The organism is Paenibacillus sp. FSL P4-0081 (genome assembly GCF_000758565.1).
Taxonomy (GTDB): Bacteria; Bacillota; Bacilli; order Paenibacillales; family Paenibacillaceae; genus Paenibacillus_AQ; species Paenibacillus_AQ phytohabitans.
This window is the reverse complement of the sequence record NZ_CP009280.1, coordinates 4328858-4348233: the sequence shown is the minus strand read 5'-3', so window position 1 is coordinate 4348233 and position 19376 is coordinate 4328858. Positions and strand designations below refer to the sequence as shown.

Here is a 19376-nt window from a genome sequence, read left to right as displayed (position 1 = left end):
AATAAAACCACTATAATTACATTATTTTCATTTATATCCATTTTGGAGGTCTGTGAACAAGGGTGTAGTTGTAAATTTTCGTGAAAGGGGTTTTGCCGTCTCCACACTCTCTCCCTCCGTACATTTAAGGTTGTTCGCCGCCTAAGTCCTTGCACCCCAGATCGCAGCTTGAGTACACAGGCTAGATAAAGGTTGTCTACAAGAACCCGGCATAACTTAAAACCAACCATTTTGATCGGAGGAGTATTAATTATGAAAAAGACTGTGGCTTCACTTCTTGCAGGTGTTGTAGCACTTGGATCCTTTGCCTCGGTGGGCACTGCTGCTGAAAACAATGAACGCAATAATCCTGTAGAACTCTTCTCAGGCTCGTCCCCTATTTCGATTACGGACCAATCCTGGAAAGCTCCTGCTGGCTCCGCTTCTGAGGACAAAGTATGGGGATATCTTGAAAGTGTTAAAGGTAACCTGCATCTTTCGGCTAAAGAGGATATTCGGGGAAAATTCAAAATTTCAGAGCAAAATACAAACAGCAAGACCGGCAGCCAGCACTACCGGTTAAGCCAGTATATCTCGGGGATACCGGTATATGGAGCTGATCAAACTCTGCATATCGACAAATCCGGCAACGTTACCTCCCTGCTGGGAAGCGTAGTTGAAGATGTTTACCAGACGATTCCGCAGCCGCTGATTCAGCTCCAAACCATTTCCGGAGCAGATGCTATTCTGGCAGCCGAGCAGGATGCCACGCTGGAACATGGACCGCTTGGTGAGCCGCAAGTTACTCCTACAGCGGATTTATATTATTTCATTGTTGACGGAGAACCTAAATTAGCCTATAAAACGGAAGTGAATGTTCTGGAGCCCGAGCCTTTGCGGATACGGTACTTCATTTCTGCGGAGAATGGCAGCGTACTGTTCAAATATAATATTTTAGAGAACCTGACGGGTACGGGTACTGGAGTGTTTGGAGATACCAAAACGTTCGAGACACGCCTCTCGGGTTCTACCTATCAGCTCTATGACAGTACCCGCGGCAAGGGCATTGTGACGTATACCGCTAAAAACAAGACCTCTCTTCCGGGGACGCTCTTAACCAGCACCAACAATGTCTGGACAGACAAAGCCGCGGTTGATGCCCACACGTATGCTGAAAGAACCTATGATTATTATCTCCAGCATTTCGGCCGCAACAGCCTGGACAACAACGGACTGCAGATCCGTTCCACCGTCCATTACTATACTTCCTATAACAACGCTTTTTGGAACGGTGCGCAAATTGTTTTCGGTGATGGAGATGGATCTACCTTTACACTGCTGTCCGGTGACTTGGATGTTGTGGGCCACGAGCTGACGCATGGTGTAACTGAGAAAACATCCAATCTTGAATACTATGGAGAACCAGGGGCACTGAATGAGTCCTTCTCCGACATTATCGGAAATTCAATTGAAGGTGCGAACTGGCTGATCGGCGATAAAGTATATACACCGGGTGTAGCGGGTGACGCACTCCGCTCACTGGCTAATCCCCCATTGTACGGACAGCCTGACAAATACAGCGACCGCTATACCGGTACCGGTGATGAAGGCGGTGTGCATACGAACAGCGGGATTAATAACAAAGCTTTCTATCTGGCTGCCCAAGGCGGTACGTTTAGCGGTGTAACGGTCACAGGTATCGGCCGTGAGGATGCCGTTCAAATCTATTACAATGCACTTGTATATTACCTTACGACCTCATCCAACTTCTCTGCTGCACGCACAGCAATCATTCAATCGGCTACGGAATTGTTTGGAGCAGGCTCGGCTCAAGTAACTGCCGTAACCAAAGCTTACAATGCGGTAGGCGTCTACTAAGAACAGAATAACAGGCCAATGATCCTCAAGATCATTGGCCTGTTTGGTGTAAAAGGGATCGATCAACTGCTTAAAACCATATTGCATGAAATCTATATATTATTCTTTTACTTTTGTAAGCACACCATCTTTATTTTCGTATATTCTTTTTTCGTTTTTCTCCATTTTATGTATGATCTCTTCTTCCAGGTTAATTCCCAGAAGCTCCGAAAGTCCTATTAAGTAGAGTGCAACATCAGCCAGTTCTTCCCCCAAATCGTCTTTCTTTTTCAGATAAGCTTCACAAGCCTCTGATAATTCGCCATATATGAAACAGAATTCCTGGAAAATATCTGTAACATTAAATCCTTTCGCAACTTTATTCTGATAAACTCTTTTTTGTAACTGTAATAAATCAATCATTTTATTCTCTCCTATTCTACAAATATTTTTTATGTACAAAAACAGTATTTCACCCCTTTCAAGCAGCTCAGCAGGATTATTCTTGTATTTCAGACAACAATCCTCCCGATCACCATTTATATCTACAGTGCTTACCAAGAAGTCTAACATTCCAAAATATAGAATTCTATGCGGTTTGAGGGCAGGGTGATTTCAAAATTCTGCGGTACGAACGGGCTGATGCTTACTCATATGGCCAATCTGCAGCACAAAAGGATGCCACTAATCATGTCATCCTTTCATACAACCTATAATGGTAGTTATTCACTATAACTCACGCAGGTGGTTGTTCCAACAATAAGCGACTAAGCTTTTTTTACCGTGAAGTACACTTGATAGGGTTCATAACCGATATCGCGAATTCTTCTCAGCTGAATTCCCGGGTCCTGATTGGCCGTCTTGAAGAAATAGCGCCAGCTGCCCCACTCCCGTTCATTTTCCATGATCAACTCAGAGGTAACATCATCTAGCTGTGTAAAGAGAATCCTCTCATTCTCACAAATCCCAGCCAGCACTTCAGGACCAAAACGAAACGCACCTGTCTGTTCGTCGTCCGGCAGAGGAATGAAGCGGATCCCGACAGGCAGAATGATACTGACTCGATCGCCGTCCTTCCAATTCCGCAGCAGGGTATAGAATGCACAATAATCCGCAGATTTCCCGTGAAGCTGATCGTTCACATAGATGACGGCTTCAGACATGATCCAGTCCGGTATGCGCAAATGGAGGGCAAACGCTTGGGCAGAGCCGGTATGGACAACGAAATCATACTTTTTATAATTCGGCAGATTCTCGTGAAGCGCTGTAACCTCATTCAATTCCTGCTGTCCTGCGGTATTCGAAGAGTTCAGCATGCTTCCGCTCATATGATCCTGAGATTGATGAATGCGGACATTCTCTCCATTGATCTCTGTGGTCAGCTCTGAATGGAAATACTGGCATACATAGACATCGTTGTGATTCTGATAATAAATGCCTCTGTTCAATGCTGCATTGGCTTGTACCATCGTTCCGTGGCAGCAGAAGAAGCTATCGGTCTCCGAACTCCAATCCTTCCGTAAGCCTGCCTTCATCGGCAGAAAATAGGTAAGCAGCCCTGTTCCGGGATTGTCGTGCCGGTTGCCGGTCAGATGATATTCCTGGTAGTAGGCTTGAGCCATAATACCGTTGTACAGATTATATTCAATATACTGCGCATATGCCGGATCTGATGTATGCCGGAAAAGAAACTCTGCCAGACGAATCATATTATAAACCGTACAGTGCTCCTGATTCTTATCCCCGAGGCGTGCTTTGATCTTCATTTTGGGCATCCACACTTCGCCTGCCGTATTTCCGCCAGTTGCCAGAGTGCCTCTCTCCGTAACCGCACATTTCCAGTAGGCAGTGACAATGTCCATCCAGCGTTGTTCGCCGGTGACCTCGTAAGCTCTGGCACAGCCGAGTACTTCAGGAATGGTGGTGTTGGCATGCATGTTGGTCAAAGGGTCTTTGTTCTCCAGTAACGGGCGGAAAAGTCTGCTGCGGTAATAACGCTCCAGCAAGGTCTTGTATTTAGCATTCCCTGTAATATGGAGCAGGTCCGCCCAAGCCTCAAGCATCCCGCCTGTCTCCATGTCCAGAATGTCATCGAATTTCTCTCTGGTGAAGGTAGTGCTCCATGTGACGAACCAGTCTGCAAAACGATCGGCCACCTCGAGCGCTTGTTGACTGCCGGTGAATTGGTACATATCCACCAGTCCCATAAATAACTTATGGATATTATACTGCGGAGCCCATATCGCTTTACCTTGAGCAACCCAGTGTAAATATTTCTCCGGAATAGGCGCTGCCCATTGTCCACCGTTGTCCTTCTGGCATTCGGCAAGCTCGTCCAGGATGAGATCCGCTTTGAGCTTGAGTTCCAGATCGCCAGTCTCATGAAACCGCATAGCTGCCGCAGACAGCCAATGTCCAAGAAAATGTCCCCGGATCTGACAGACTGGCGTCTCCCATCCCCCATGTGCATCCTCTGGAATATCTCTGCCATGGTATCTTCCCGCTTCTACTTTATAGTTAAACAGGAGATTATCATTTGTCAGTTTCATTAAATACCGCCGGTTTGCTTCCTCCCTGCGTTTCAGATCATTATCATGAAGAACGACATGCTTGCCCTTCAGTTCTCTCATTGCTGCAGCCCCTTAATATACTGACATTGATTTTACAATGAAAGTATATAGCAGCGCTTCCATCAATCCAATGATTAATCCTAATATAAAGTTGATCCATACTGAGTAATAAACTGAAAGCCGGTGTTAAATAAAATTATGATAGATTGTCTCCACTTTCGGTTTGTTAGCCTCGTTTTTTAAAAAAAGAGCGGTCCTTTAAGTCACTGAAGTGACTTGAAGAACCGTCCCTTTTGATTGCCGGTTATACCGGAATTATCGAAATCCACTTCACCGCTTCAATACGGTTATTGATCTATTGTGTAACCTTGGCTTCTACTGCTGCACCGCCGACAGCACCAGATCGTCGAAATGGACTTCACCGGCGGCGCTGCCTTTATACAGATAAATCGTGGCGCTGGTGTTGGCGCTTCCTGTTGTGAATTCAATTTCTTTGTGCACATATCCTGTGCCCTGCTCGAAGCCCCAGGCATCCGTGAATGTGCCGCCGTAATTCTTGACCCCAAATACCGCTACACCACCGTCTGCACTTTGTCCTAAGCCGGACAGCCTGTAGGTCGTGTCCGGAAGAAGGCCGGAGACCGTCTGCTCTATGCCCGAAGCCGACCCGCTTAGCAATGCGGCGTAGTCTCCTGTATGCGGGGCAGTGTCTGAGATCGAAGCACCATTATAATGGACTGACCAGCCGGTGAAATCACCGCTCTCGAATCCGGGATTCTGCAGCAGGTTGACCGGCTCCGGTTCCGGTTCGGTCTCCACGGGAATGAACCGGAAATAATCATAGTTCGCCGTAAATCCTGTACCGCCTCCCGTGAACAGGCCGATCTTAGGCTCCGCAATTTCCACTGTCTGATCCGCTCCGGCCTGCTGGTAGCTCACACCGTCAGCGGAATAGAAGCCACTGTACGTATTGCCCGTCTTTACGAGTCTAAGGTATACCGCCGATCCCAGGGTATCGGCAGTTTCGACATGCTGCCGCACGGTGTCTTTTTGCGCAGTGAACTGGAATTCGTTGCCGGTGCCGTACATCCGGGTAATCCGGACGAAGGTCGCATCGCTCTCATAGACAATCAGTCCGCCCTGGGCCCATGGGGACGCCGGTAATCCCGTCAGCTTAGTCTCTAAGGTCCAGTCCCCTTCAGGCGCTCCGGTGAGCAGAAGATTCTTGGCCGTTGCAGACCCCTCTGCGATTTCTCCGTTCTCGGCAGTAATCCGCATAGAGCCGGGATTAGCCGTCAGCGACCAGGCTGCGCTGTTCTCACGTACCCAAGTCCACTGACCGTCCAGATCCGGCCCGGCGAATTCGTCACTTCCGCCTTCGGTGAACACCGGTTCGGCGGGACCGGCAGGAGATGCGCTGAATTGAATCAATTCCAGATCGTCGAACGTCACTTGTCCCGCCCCTCCGGCTTTGTACAGAAAAATTGTAGCGCTGGTGCTGGAGGCCCCTGTCGTAAATGTAATTTCCTTGCGGGTATAAGCAGCTGCAGTCATATAGACACTCTGTTCGGCGTTGCCGTGGTTCTTCACTCCGAATACGGCTGAGCCGCCGCCGCTGGCTGCGCCATAAGCGTACAGCTTATACATGGTGTTCGGATGCAGTCCGCCAATGTTCTGCTCCATTCCGGCATAGTTGCCGGTAAGTGCCGCAGCGTAGGCACCGTTGTGCGCTCCGGTATTCACGATAGAAGCTCCATTGTAATGGAGCGGCCAGTTGCTGAAATCACCTGTCTCAAACCCCGGATTAAGCAGCAGATTATTCTGGGAAGGCGGCTGCGGCAGTGGAGGCAGATTGTTCGGATCCAGCCCCGCTCCCTGGTATGCCCCAATATTGGGAGCAGTGCCTGCCGGAACAGGGTTGCCGAAATAATCACTTCCGCCGTTGCCGCTGATGATTCTGCCGCTGCCAATGGCCGGAGAGGTATTCAGCAGCTGATAGCCCGCCAGCGTGCCGCGTCCAATGCCGCCTGAGCCTGGAGAAGCGAGCTTCGGATCAGCGGTGATTTTGTGCGGGTCAGCCGGTTCGCTGGATGGATGGTTGCCATAGAACAGATTATTATCGAATATGTTTCCGGTGCTGGAGCCGAACAGATATCCCCCGGTGCCCAGATTATAGATCAGGTTGTTGTAAAAGGCCGTATTTGAAGCATAGCCATCCCAAAAGCCGTAATTGACCACCTTAGTGCTGGAAGTGAGCGGCAGATAGACCGTATTATTATAGAACTTCGCGCCGCTGACCGGGCCGTTCAGATTGAACACCGCCCCGCCGTCATTCTCGCTGATATTATAGCGGACGACCGCATTGGTATTGTAATTGGAGGCAGCTGTCCCGTCATTGACGACCAGTACCATACCTCCTGCGTTATGGTGACTGTAGTTGTACTGGATAATAGTGCCGTCACTGTTATAATCCGCATCGTAGGCCATCGCGTCGCCGCCGGGGGCAGTGTTGTACACTTCATTGTACTGGATGACCGCATCCTTCGTGCCCCATACCCACAGCGGCACATGATACCCGGACGCGCGGACATGGGTATCGTACACTACATTATGCTCGATGAGGCCGCCCGTTGTATTGAGTACAACCGCACCATCGGCAGCAACATCGTTAATTACATTATTCTGCAACTTAAGCCCCGTGGAGTAAGTGCGCTGTGCTCCATTCAGATAGATTCCTACACTGTCGAGCGAATAGATGCGGTTATTCTTGATGACCACGTCCGACACATGCAGATCCCAGTCCGGACCCCAGACGATGATTCCGCCATTATGCACATAATCGGTGGCCGTCGTCCCTTTGACCTGATGGATATCGAGATTCTCGAATACGAAATGTTTATAGACCTTGGGATTGGTCCAGCTTCCGCTGCTGCCGCTGACATGAATGCCTCTGCGCTCGCCCGGACTGGCTGCATTATTGGTAATCTCGAGATTGCGGACCTCCCACTGCTCCTGATTGTAGAAATATACGGCAGCGGCGGCCCCTCCCCCCGCAATCAACGGCTTAGCCCCTTCGCTGTAGCGGTCAATCTGAATCGGACTGCCTTCGCTGCCCGAGCCCTGGGGTGACAGTGTCCCCGTCCAGACCCCGCCCGCCTTGAACAGAATGCGGTCTCCAGGCTGAAACACTGTGGTGTTCACTTTGTCCAGCGTCTTCCAGGCCTGGGTTTCGGAGCTGCCTGTGTTGCTGTCGCTGCCCCCAGCCGAATCGACATAATAGGACGTACCGTCTGCGCGGACCGCTGACGGGACTAATACGGACAGAACAGATGCGAGAATCAGGATTGCCGTCAAAATCAGCTTGTTCATCTGATGCCATGGTCTTCTTGTCATCTTGTCTTAAACCTCCCGATATGAATGGTATGCTACTGCATTTGCAGGCCGGAATATCCCGGCTCCGTTAGCTCAATCCGGGCGGAACGGATTCGCTGCTCCAGTTCCCGCCCGAAGCCTGTCTCCGTCGCCGCTTTCTTGTTCCGCTCCTCCGCTGCTGTTTCTGGCTTCTGCGGTTTTACATCGCCAAGCACCGCCATTACCCATTCCCCTGTGAAGCCTTCATCCATGACCGGGCTGATCTCGCCGGACTCCCGCTCACCGGTCAGCCAGGCGTACAGCTGGCCCTGCTCGCGGAAATACACTCTGGCGTTTGCGCTGTCCAGACTTTCACTGCTTAGAGTCAAGTCAGGAAAGGAAGCGTTATCATTTCTCAGTTCTGAAATCGCCTCTTCCGGGCTTCTGCCCTCAAGAAGCAACTGACGCACCTCAGACAGAAGCTGTTGTGTTCCCGGCTTGTTATCCGCTACACCTTGCCCTTTGCTCCGGTATGCTATGGAAATGCGGGTAAACGTAAGCTCCTGTTCCTCAGGAATGCTGCTAACCTGATCCTCCCGTGCCGGTTCATCATCCCGTCCGTGTTCCCCAGGCACTGTCATCCTCTCCCGAAGCGCAACCTCCAGATTGCTCAAATAGTAGGGAATGAAGCTGCCTTCATCCAGCTCGGCCGGACCAAACACCGCTATCCCGGCAACAGCAGCCTGAGCCCGCCGTTTGTTCTCGCGTTCCATCTCAGAGAGCAGCCCGCCAAAGTCCGTGCTGTCAACAAGCCCTTCTTCATGACCCATCTCCAGCAGAATCCGGCTTCGAGTCCAGGAGGTAAGCGCCTCACGCTTGAGCATCTCCAGCGGATTCTCCCCGCCAATCTCCAGCTCCCAGAAGTTCCCTTCATAAGCCTGGTTGTAAGTATCCCGGAAGTACTCAATCACCTGCGTGCGCTGGAGTCCCATCGCATACTTCAGTTCCGCCGCGGTCACTGCATACCCGTTGATCCGTGCCACCTCGGGGTCCGTTGCCATCCGCTCCGTTATGCCCTGGGCCTTGGCGGAAGCATTCTCCTTTCCCTCAGGCCCAACGAGCCTTTCCGGGACTCCGCCTCCGCTTAACAGCAGGATAACGGCCAGACACAGCGGGACACCCGAAGCTGCGGCGGCTCTGCTTTTTGTCCACTTCATAGCCTCTTTCCTTCTTCCTTTGCAGGTATAGATAAGTTGCCTATTGTCCAAACAAGCAAAAAGGAGGAGATGATCCCGGCTTCCCGTCCGTTTCTCCTCCTCCTTCCGGCTAGACTCCTGCAGCAGGCAGCTTTAGCCCGGATAACTCCTGCTGGGTTCGCCGTCACTTCGTGCTGTCAAACCATTCATTGGCTTCCTTCGTCATCTGCTCTCCGCCAATGCTGTACCATTCCTTGACGAATGTATCGAAATCCTCCAGCGGCTTGCGGCCGTAGATGATCGCCATGATCGCCTCTCCTTCAAGCTTCGTCGTGATGCCTCCCTTGGACTGCATCGCCGGTGTACTGGCACCCAGGAACTTGGGCGCCCAGTAGCTGTCCTTGGCCCATCCATCGACGACGATCTGCGCCGCCTTCAGAATATCGGGATTGCCAAGAGCCGCAGCTTCAGCGTCTGTAAGATTTCCCTGTTCCAGCAAATCCCCTTTGTCTGCGGATTGCTGCAGCACACTGAACGGGTCCTTTGGCTCATACAGGAAGTATTTGTAGACCCCTACCGAGCCTCCGGGGATATCCTCGCTAACTGTGGAGACTGTTCCGTCCGCCTTGAGGGTATAGTCATAGTCTTCGGCCCAGCCGTGCTCGAATTCGCTGCCTGGTTCTTTGTCCACTCCGGCGAACAGACGGTTAAGATACAGGAACAGAGCATCGGTATGCTCAAAGCCTTCCCTTACGAGCATCCCTCCCTTCAGGAACGTGGTATCCCGCGCTCCCGCCTTGCCATTCTCAACGGGAATGGGGTACGGCTTCATTGTCGCTCCCGGCACGTTCTTCTGCAGGTCCGGAACCGGCCAGCTGCCCAGCCAATATGGAGCCACCACAACCCCTACCCGTCCCTGGCCAATCAGCTCGGCGAGCTTGTTCTCATCGTGCAGCCCGGCCTCCTTGGAGATATAGCCCTTCTGGTACCAGTTCCGCATTACCTCAAGGCCTTTCTTCATCTCCGGTACGGTCGAACCGTGTACCAGCTTACCGTCCGCGCCCTGGTTCCACTGGTAAGGAACGGTTCCGAACGGCCCGAAGATCCAGGTGCTCTCCCCGAGCCAGCCTGCCAGCGGATTCGGGTGGCCGCCGCCCGAGCCGAGACTCACGCCCAGCGGAATGATGGAATCCGTATTGCCCGGCTTCTTATCAAGCAGCGCCTGCATGAAGGCCTCCAGCTCCTCAAAGGTTGATGGAGCCTGCATCCCCAGTTCGTCCAGCCAATCCTGGCGGACCCACATGACAGCATTATCGTTACCGGCATTGGCGAAGTAAGGCAGGCCCATATGCTTACCCTCGAAGGTAACCTGGCTCCAGATCAGCGGGTGGGAGCTGAAGATCTCCTTCACACGGTCCGAGGCATACTTGTCGAAATCCGCTGAAACATCCTTGTAGGCTCCGGATTCGATCAGCTCATTCATCAGTCCGATATCCATCGTTGTGACGACATCCGGCAGCTCCTGCTTGGCTGTCAGCATCAGCCGCATCTTGGTGGCGAACTGCTCGCCGGGCACCTCCCACAGATGCTGGATATCAATCCCCAGCTGCTCCTTCGCCCAACGGGTATGCACATTGTCGCTCAGTGTCTCCCCGTTTTTGTACTTGAAGCTGGAATCCGTGGCTGTAACGGTAGTGATGGTGACCGGAGTTTCGAAGCGGTATGTTCCATCCCTGATCCCTTCAATCCGGGCAGCGTCTCCCTCCGCCTCCGCAGGCGCAGACGGCTGGGCGGATACCGGCGGTGCTGTGCCGGCAGCCCCGTTGCTGCTGCTCGGTGAACAAGCTGTGGGCAGCGACAGCAGCAGCGTTGCCGACAATAGCAGCGCGAACCTTTTTTTTGTCCTCTTCATGCAAGTGCCTCCCTGTGTTCCTGTAATCTCTGACGCATTCATCTTATTACAACGCTTTCACGGGAGTAAGAGAGAAAGATTTAAGGTGATATGCTAAATTCTTAAGCATTGTTACAGCAGGCGTTCCCGGTATTCCTGCGGTGTGATCCCGTAATAGTTCTTGAACAGCTTGCTGAAGTACGGAGGATTCTGGAAGCCCAGCCGGGCGGCCAGCTCATAAATCCGGATCTCCGTAGAGCGCAGCAGCACCGCCGCCTGCTCCATCCGGTAACGCATAATGTAATCACTCAGATTCTCGCCCGTCTCCTGCTTATACATGGAGGACAGATATACCGCATGGAGCTTCACGTGGTCGGCAATGCTCTGCAGGGAGACATCCCGGGCAAGATTCTCCTCAATGAAGCGGTGGATTCTCGCCAGCAGCTGGCGCTTGTGATCGTTGTATTCCGCATTCTCCGACTGCGCAAGACAGGACAATATCTCTTCCGCCCAGTCCGCAATGGTGCCGGCACTGCGCATAATCCGGGCTGATTCACCAATCTCTCCCTTCCCGGATGTCGCCTCCATGAGGGTCTTTCCCTGCTGGTGGGCAATGGCCAGGAAAGCGCTCACCAGCGTATGGTACAGCTCGGCCAGATGCTCTTCGGAATCGAGCAGCTTCTCCTCCATTTCGCGGACAATGGCGGCCAGCTTGCTGCGTACTTCATCCCAACGGCCTCCCTCCATCAGCCGCAGGAATGCCGGCGGCGCATAGAGTGAGGTCAAGGTGCGTTCAACCGTCCGGTTGCTGCCCGCTATAGCCAGGAATTCCTGCTCACTGCGCGGGATTTTCCGGAATTCGTTCAGCGACTTGCGGTAGACCTGCGCCAGCTCCATGGGGAATCGCAGCGGTTCACTCAGCAAAAGCGAGACCTGCCCCTTGAGCAGGCCGGACACCTTCAGCTGCAGTTCATGTGCCTGTGTATGCAGAGTTTTCACCTCCATTTCACCCATCTCATGCGGTTGCTCCCGGCTGCGCAGCGCAAAGATGAGATAGCCATAGGCATCGCGGCAATGCCAGACATTACAGTGCGGCTCCAGAATCTCTGCGGCAATATTCCGCACCGCATATTCAAACAGCAGGGCATCCGGTTCTTCTCCGCTGCCGAATACCTTCTCGGGCCGCACCATCACCAGCAGCAGCGAATCCTCCGCATGGAAGGGGAGCTGGTACTCCTTCAACCGCTCGGCTAACGCTCCATTCTCCGGCAGCTGGCCTGACAGCAGATCATTCAGAAATCCCGACCGCAGCATCGGCATATGCTGGTGCAAGGTCCGCCGCGCCCGTTCCTGGGAAGCAATCTGCTCCCATTCCGTGCGGAGGCCGGCGGCAACCCGCTTCACCTCAGCAAGCAGCTCTTCATCCTTGACCGGCTTCAGCAGATAGCCTACCGTCCGGTGCTCAATCGCCTGCCGGGCGTATTCAAATTCGCCGAAGCCTGACAGCAGCACACAGCGGGTTCTTGGATAATGCTCATGCACATGCTTGCATAAGGCCAAACCATCCATCCCGGGCATGCGGATATCCGTGACCACAATATCGACCGGATGATGCTTCAGCAGCTCTGCCGCCTCCAGACCGGATGCTGCCTGATACACATGCTCCACACCGGCGGAAGCCCAGTCATTCTGGACCATGCTCTTAAGAATCATCGGCTCGTCATCGACGAGCATCAGCTGCATTTTCACTTGGCTGTCCTCCTTCATGTTCCCTTTTCCAGCGCAGGCTGACCCGTAAACCGCCGAGACCCGGCGAGGCGTCCAGCCTGATGCCGGACCCCGGACCGTACTGCTGCTTCAGACGCTGATTGACATTCCACAGGCCGCAGCCTGTCTGCTCATTCATGGGCAGCTCCAGCTCTTTCATATAGCCGGCGATCTTCTCCTCCGTCATGCCCGCCCCGCTGTCCTCAACCTGCAGCAGATTATACTCCCCTTCTTGTACACCTGTGACCTGTATCGTTCCCGCTCCCGGCTGCGGCTCCACACCATGGATAATGGCATTCTCCACTACAGGCTGCAGAAACAACCGGGGGACTGGCTCAGCCAGCATTTCCATCGGAATATTCAGCCCGAAATCCAGACGCTCCAGTCTGAAGGCGTAGATATGCAGATAGTTCCTGGCCTGTTGTACCTCTTCCTCCAGGAGCGGACGCTGGTTCTCCACCCGTGTCGTATAGCGGTAATAATCACCCAGATGATAGACCATCTCCCGGATCGTTTCCGTTTCCCCTGCCTTGGCGCAGGCGGCGATGAAGGAGAGGCAATTGTACAGAAAGTGGGGATGAATCTGGGACTGCAGCTGCTTCAGTGTTGCGAGCCTTGAACGGTTCTGCTCCTCATAGACGTCATTGATCAAATGCTGGGTCTGCTCGGCCATCTCATTGAACCGCAGGCGCATGTAGTCAAATTCGTTATTAAATCGCTTTCTTATGCGAAAGGAATAATTGCCCCGCTCAAAGCTCCGCAAGCCCTTAACCACCTCTGACACCGGCTTCTGCACATGCTGGTACAGCAGATAAGAGGCAATAAGCGCCAGCAGGGCCAAAACAACAAAGCTGAGATAGAACATTCTGCGGCTCTGCACAATCGGTGCGTGAATAACATCAAGCGGGACATAATCCACCAGATAGGCATCCAGGGAGGAGAGATACGCATAGCTGATAAAAGTATCCTCCCCGCCGATTTCAAGGCTCCGGTGTCCGGATTCCTCCATCGGGTCTTTGAGCAGCCGGCGCCCGGTTTCCCTTGCGGCGGCATCGTCTGCGGATGCCGCGCCGTAAGCTGTACCGTAAGCCGTGAGCAGAAAAGCTTTGCCGGGATTATCCTGCTTGTAGTCACCCAGCATCCGCCGGATATTGTCGACCGTGAACCGTACCTCGAATACAGCAACGGGCTCCTGGTTCTGCTCCTGCGAAAGATAAGGGTCCCAGACGAACATCTGATAATACGGATTCACCGCACCGGTGCCCGGATGCAGCCTCCATACACCCGCGGGAGACAGCTTCATCTCCTTCATGTCGAACGTGTCACCCGGATTTGTGGATATACGTCGCCGGCTCTCCGGCAAATAGACGGACAGATCGTTGCGCCAGTTGCTGGAAAGGCTCTGCAGCTGCAGCTTTTCCTTGACCTGTGTCTGGTAGTATAGTGTCTGATAATAATCCTCGGTAAGCAGATTGAGCTGCAAATCCGTAATGGAGGAATCTCTCGTCAGCACACTGGAGGATAAGGACAAGCGGTCGATGTTCGACTCAATCTGATTCTTCAGGAAAAACAAGCGGCTTTCGTTGTTATCTGTAATCTGTCCATCGATGACTTCAAGACTCTTCTCACTGAAATACGTATAGAGCAGAGCCATTGGCAAAATCAGCATAAAAATAACGGCAGTGATTTTGACAAATACCGGCCGGTATCCCCGCATGGCAGCACCCCCTTAACAAATTGACAGTTACCTTAAATATCTATATCTGTACAGTTCAGGATTGTCAAGCCTAATATGGTGGTAGAATCCGCAAGCGGCGGACATTTAGGAGGAGACCCGTATGAAGCCAGGCACAGATATGGCGGCCAATGCCGCTCCCAAGGCCAATCCCGGAACCGGCACGATAGCCAGGCAGTTTGCCGCCACATGGAGGCTGCATCTTATGCTGGTGCCAGCCGTCATCATCGCGCTGATATTCAAATATGCCCCTATGCCGGGCATCATCATCGCTTTTCAGGACTTCAAGCCCTGGGAGGGCATTTCCGGCTCTTCGTGGGTGGGCTGGAGCAATTTCGAGCTGATTTTCTCGATGCATGATTCCCGGCAGATCATTCTCAACACACTGATTATCTCCTGTCTCAAAATCGCCTTCGGGCTCGTAGTTCCGGTGATATTCGCCCTTCTGCTCAACGAAATCCGCCAGACGGGGCTTAAGCGTTCGGTTCAAACCCTGGTCTATCTGCCCCATTTCATGTCATGGGTGATTCTGGGCGGCATTCTTCTTGATCTCTTGTCCCTGGAAGGAATTGTGAACCAGCTGCTCAGCTTCTTCCACATGCAGCCCGTGATGTTCCTCAGTGAAGGGAACTGGTTCCGCTTCACCGTTATTCTAAGCGACCTGTGGAAGGAATTCGGCTTCAGCGCCATCGTCTTCCTGGCTTCACTGTCCGGCATCAATCCCGCGCTCTACGAAGCGGCAGAGATTGACGGGGCGGGCCGTATGAAGCAGACTCTCTACATTACGCTCCCCTCGATGCTGCCGATTATCGTTGTGGTCTTCACCCTGTCGCTGGGTAATATGCTGAACGCCAACTTCGACCAGATCTATAATCTGATCAATTCCCTGGTGCTGGACAAGGGCGATATTATCGATACGTATGTCTACCGTTCTTTCCAGGAAGGCCAATACAGCCTGTCCACCGCCGTCGGCCTGTTCAAGTCGGTGATCGGCTTCATCATGATTGGAGGAGGCTACTATTCAGCCTACAAGTGGGCAAATTACCGGATTTTCTGAGATGCTTGTCAATTTGAAGGAGGAAAGGCCTCATGTACCATAAAAACCCCACCTACCGCGTATTCTATCTGTTCAATATCGCTTTCCTTGTTTTGATTTCCATGGTCTGTGTGCTGCCGCTGCTTCATATCTTTGCGGTGTCCCTCAGCGGCAAATCGGCAGCAGATTCCAACCTAGTCGGACTGATCCCCGTGGATTTCTCTTTGGATGGATATCTGCGTACCTTCGAGAATAGTAATTTCCTGTCGGCACTTCGAATCTCGGTGCTGCGAAGCGCTGTCGGCACGGTACTGGCCATGTGCGTAACGGTGCTGGCCGCCTTCCCCCTCTCGCGGAATTCCAAGGAATTCCGCGGACGCAGCTTCTATGTATGGTTCTTTCTAATTATTATGATCTTTGACGCCGGGCTGGTCCCGCATTATATCCTGATGGAGAAGATCAACCTGATCAATTCCTTCTGGATCTTCATCCTCCCGGGTCTGGTCAATGTCTGGAATATCATCCTGATGATGAATTTCTTCCGGGCATTGCCGCGAGACTTGGATGAAGCCGCGATTATGGACGGTGCAACCTCCTTCCAGATTATGTCCAGAATTTATCTGCCCGTATCGCTCCCGGCCATCGCCACCCTGTCCCTGTTCACCCTTGTGGGCCATTGGAATGCCTGGTTTGACGGCATGCTCTACATGACCTCGCCCGACCGCTGGCCCCTCGCCACGCTGCTGCAGACCATCGTCGTTGTGCAGGACTTCAGCAAGACCGGTATCCGCTTCGAGGATCTGCAAACGCTCTCCAACCGGAGCGTCAAATCCGCGCAGATTTTCATCGCCATGCTGCCCATCCTGCTGGTCTATCCTTTTCTCCAGCGCTTTTTCGTCAAGGGTATCGTGCTTGGTGCCGTTAAGGAGTAGGTTGAACCCTGACAGGCATTACAGCCCATTAAGAACTGTTTATGCAGCACCCGTAAAACGTCAATGAAGCAGCGATTCTCCGATAACGGGGAATGCTGCTTCGCATCTTGCACACAATATCAGAAGGGAATAAAGTAAGTACACCATCTTTATCCGTGAGATTATATTTCTTGTGCAGCAGAGGTATGATCCGGCGCTTTTTGATTCATGATCGGCAACATCACCATTGCGCCGAGGAGGAATAATATCCCTGCTCCGCTAAAGATCGTACTCAGTGAAAAAGCGTTCTTAAGCGCGCCGGCAAAGGACATGGAAACGACCATCATCCCGACAAACATCGGATTCAGCACTCCGTTGACCCGGCCGACAATGGATGTATGTGACCATTTCAGAATCATCGTACTGATCCCGATATGAATGCAAGGGAAAACAAGCCCATTCAGAAACTGGATGGTCAGAGTGAGCGGAATGCTTGTCGAAAACCCGACAATCGTGGTACAAACGGCGCCTGTCAGCATGCCTATAGCCAGGAGAAGCTGGGGCGGTACTCTTTTGGCAAAGACGGCTACAATCCCTCCCCCGATCAGCATGGCTGCTCCATTCACCATCAGCATATATTGCAGGAACTCCTCACTTCGGCCCAGCCGCTCTGTTACGATAAACAGATTGAGCGCTTGGGCTACTCCAACCGAAAGTCCAGCCAGAATAAATGCGAGTCCGAGCATACGCAGCACCTGGCTCTGCCAGACATAACGAAAGCCTTCGATGAAATCTTTACGGAATTGCCCTTTTACCTTGACCGTTTGGGATTGCATCTGATCCTCGGGCAGACGAACAAGGACGAGCGCAGACAGCAGAAAAACCACACCCATTACAGCGATTGAGGTTTCCAGGCCAAAGGTGCTATAAACGAAAGTGCCCAGCATGGGCCCAAGCACCATGAAGATGGCCATCAGCGATTGGAAGAGCGCCATGCCCTGCTGAAGCTGTTCTTCAGGCACATGGTATTTAAATAACCGCATGCTGGAAGGCTGTGAGAACTGGGAAAGAATAGCCGAGATGAAGGCGACCAGGTACACGGATTCCCAAGAACCGAAGTGAATGCTCATCAGAACGGCGAACACCGATACTGCGGATAGTGAATCGCACCAGATCATAGTCCGCTTCGGCCGCCACCGGTCGGCAAACGTACCTCCGATGAATGAAAACACAAAAATAGGCGCGAATTCAGCTACGCTAATCAGGGAAATAGCGTAGGGATCATTGTTGGTTCTGTCTGCAACATAGAGAAGAATAGCAAAATTACGCACCCAGATGCCAATCTGCAGCAGCACGCTTGATAAAAGAATTGTCTGCAGGAACCGGTTACGGAACAGGCTCGGCGGGTTTGCGCTTGTTTCAGGCCTCATCAGTCTTTATACCTCCTATTGATCCATAAATATACTTCCCTTAATGATAGGCAAGGGTCTCCTTTCCCATCCTTATTATACGGACCAGACCCGGATCTATAAAGGCTTAAGTAAATAAATAGGAGCAGTTTCTCACCTCAATAAGGGGCTGTCCCAAAAGGCAGCCTTGGTTTTTTTGAGTAGGTTCAACGTGCGATGCTCCGAGAACGGACCGTTGTTCCAATCGCTGTGCTCTCCAGATTTTTTTCATTTCCCTTAGCGGTGAAAATCCGGAGACCAAGGCGAACGCTTCCGCTTTACCAAAAGGAGCGATTTCTTTGTACATTCAATAGTCCATGGACCAACTTTGCTTGCCAATGGACTTGGAAGAAGACATTCCAGAAAACCTCCTCGATCGCGCTCATTAACGCAGCCGTTAATCGGCTTGACGATACCATCATGGAAAAGGCGCGGCCGATCGTGGGGAATTTCCCAGAACGGTGATTGCGGATGCAGGCTACGGCAGTTAAGAAAACTACGCCTACCTGAAAAAGGATAAGATTCAGACAATTCGGAAACATCATGACGGAACCGGAAAGTGTATTTGGACAACTGAAGAATAACTGGGGCTTCCGGCGCTTTCTGCTTTGCGGCATGGAAAAAGTGACGCTTGAGATCGGTTTGCTTTCGCTTACTCATAATCTGCTGAAGCAAGCCACCAATGACCAAAAACGCAGAGCAGCGATCCTCCTCCAATAACGGGAGAATCGCTGCTCTGCTCACTTTTTGTAGTTTTTGGGACAGCCCCTTAAGGCAATGACCTGTTTCCCGTAGTTATTTCGAAATCGATTTGAAAGACTCGGTCTGCTGTGTAATGCCCTTCTCTGCCGCAAAGCGCTCAATGCTTGACGCGCCGAAGAACCCATCGATGCCCTTCGTTCTCTGAATGACATAAGCGGCATCCTCCGGCTCTGCAATCGGTCCGCCGTGGCAAATAATCATGATGTCCGGGTTCACAGCCCGCCCCGCTTCAATAATCGCTTCAATTCGTTCTACACAGTCGTCCAGGGTCAGTGCTGTTCTGGCACCGATCGTGCCCTTCGTCGTCAAGCCCATGTGGGCAACCAGAATATCAGCACCCGCCTCCGCCATGGCTTTGGCCTGCACAGGATCAAAGACATACGGGGTGGTTAGTAAATCCAGGTCATGGGCAATACGGATCATTTCAACTTCCAGGTCGTACCCCATACCGGTTTCCTCCAGATTTTGTCTAAATACCCCATCAATCAAGCCTACTGTAGGGAAGTTCTGGACACCGCTGAAGCCCTGCTCCTTCAATTGCTTCAGATATACCTCCATGACCCGGAACGGGTCGGTGCCGCATACCCCTGCCAGAACAGGAGTATGCTTGACAACGGGCAGCACCTCTGCGCCCATCTCAACGACGATCTGATTGGCATCCCCATAGGACAGCAAGCCCGCCAGTGAACCACGGCCTGCCATTCTGTAACGGCCGGAATTATATATAATCAGCATATCCGCTCCGCCTGCTTCACTGCTCTTGGCCGTAATCCCTGTGCCGGCCCCGACACCGAGGAGAATCTTGCCCAGATCCACCTCATTCTTGAATTTGGCCATAATTTCTGTTCTGCTTAGCTTGTTCATTCGTATATC

The 19376-nt window shown here is 52.2% G+C and carries 12 protein-coding genes and 1 pseudogene; 4 read left to right on the top strand and 9 right to left on the bottom strand.

Annotated features, from left to right (window positions below; all coding sequences use genetic code 11):
- Positions 1 to 252: 252 nt before the first annotated feature.
- Positions 253 to 1857 (top strand): M4 family metallopeptidase, encoded by a 1605-nt coding sequence (locus P40081_RS18535; RefSeq protein WP_042137523.1) that lies wholly within the window; start codon positions 253 to 255, stop codon positions 1855 to 1857.
- A 99-nt stretch (positions 1858 to 1956) separates the two neighbouring features.
- On the opposite strand, the gene P40081_RS18530 is transcribed toward P40081_RS18535, so the two are convergent.
- The 7 genes from P40081_RS18530 to P40081_RS18500 all read right to left on the bottom strand — a co-directional run bounded on the left by P40081_RS18530 (position 1957) and on the right by P40081_RS18500 (position 14328).
- The gene (locus P40081_RS18530; protein ID WP_197074245.1) at positions 1957 to 2259 is read right to left on the bottom strand and encodes a MazG-like family protein; all 303 of its coding nucleotides are present in this window, start codon (positions 2257 to 2259) and stop codon (positions 1957 to 1959) included.
- 344 nt (positions 2260 to 2603) lie between these two features.
- Positions 2604 to 4466 (bottom strand): beta-L-arabinofuranosidase domain-containing protein, encoded by a 1863-nt coding sequence (locus P40081_RS18525; RefSeq protein ID WP_042137521.1) that lies wholly within the window; start codon positions 4464 to 4466, stop codon positions 2604 to 2606.
- Positions 4467 to 4781: 315 nt separating this feature from the next.
- The gene (locus tag P40081_RS18520) at positions 4782 to 7799 is read right to left on the bottom strand and encodes a beta-xylosidase family glycoside hydrolase (RefSeq protein ID WP_042137519.1); all 3018 of its coding nucleotides are present in this window, start codon (positions 7797 to 7799) and stop codon (positions 4782 to 4784) included.
- A gap of 32 nt (positions 7800 to 7831) precedes the next feature.
- Positions 7832 to 8974 (bottom strand): hypothetical protein, encoded by a 1143-nt coding sequence (locus tag P40081_RS18515; protein WP_042137517.1) that lies wholly within the window; start codon positions 8972 to 8974, stop codon positions 7832 to 7834.
- A 163-nt stretch (positions 8975 to 9137) separates the two neighbouring features.
- The gene (locus P40081_RS18510; RefSeq protein WP_042137515.1) at positions 9138 to 10865 is read right to left on the bottom strand and encodes an extracellular solute-binding protein; all 1728 of its coding nucleotides are present in this window, start codon (positions 10863 to 10865) and stop codon (positions 9138 to 9140) included.
- 111 nt (positions 10866 to 10976) lie between these two features.
- On the bottom strand, positions 10977 to 12587 hold the full coding sequence (locus P40081_RS18505; RefSeq protein WP_042141211.1) for a response regulator transcription factor: 1611 nt from the start codon (positions 12585 to 12587) through the stop codon (positions 10977 to 10979).
- Complete coding sequence (locus P40081_RS18500) at positions 12565 to 14328, bottom strand: cache domain-containing sensor histidine kinase (protein WP_042137514.1); 1764 nt, start codon at positions 14326 to 14328, stop codon at positions 12565 to 12567. Before P40081_RS18500 ends, P40081_RS18505 begins: the two co-directional genes overlap by 23 nt.
- 139 nt (positions 14329 to 14467) lie before the next feature.
- Here P40081_RS18500 and P40081_RS18495 point away from each other — a divergent pair, with 139 nt between their 5' ends.
- A complete protein-coding gene (locus tag P40081_RS18495; RefSeq protein WP_081970514.1) occupies positions 14468 to 15403 on the top strand; it encodes an ABC transporter permease in 936 nt (311 codons plus the stop codon).
- Positions 15404 to 15435: 32 nt separating this feature from the next.
- On the top strand, positions 15436 to 16314 hold the full coding sequence (locus P40081_RS18490; protein WP_042137512.1) for a carbohydrate ABC transporter permease: 879 nt from the start codon (positions 15436 to 15438) through the stop codon (positions 16312 to 16314).
- Positions 16315 to 16475: 161 nt separating this feature from the next.
- Here P40081_RS18490 and P40081_RS18485 read toward each other — a convergent pair whose 3' ends face one another.
- Positions 16476 to 17723 (bottom strand): MFS transporter, encoded by a 1248-nt coding sequence (locus P40081_RS18485; protein ID WP_042137510.1) that lies wholly within the window; start codon positions 17721 to 17723, stop codon positions 16476 to 16478.
- 561 nt (positions 17724 to 18284) lie between these two features.
- On the opposite strand from P40081_RS18485, the pseudogene P40081_RS37610 reads away from it, so the two are divergent.
- Positions 18285 to 18461, top strand: a pseudogene (locus P40081_RS37610) (transposase); the annotation flags it as partial.
- A gap of 75 nt (positions 18462 to 18536) precedes the next feature.
- Here P40081_RS37610 and P40081_RS18475 read toward each other — a convergent pair.
- The gene (locus P40081_RS18475) at positions 18537 to 19340 is read right to left on the bottom strand and encodes a phosphoenolpyruvate hydrolase family protein (protein WP_442950228.1); all 804 of its coding nucleotides are present in this window, start codon (positions 19338 to 19340) and stop codon (positions 18537 to 18539) included.
- Positions 19341 to 19376 lie beyond the last annotated feature (36 nt).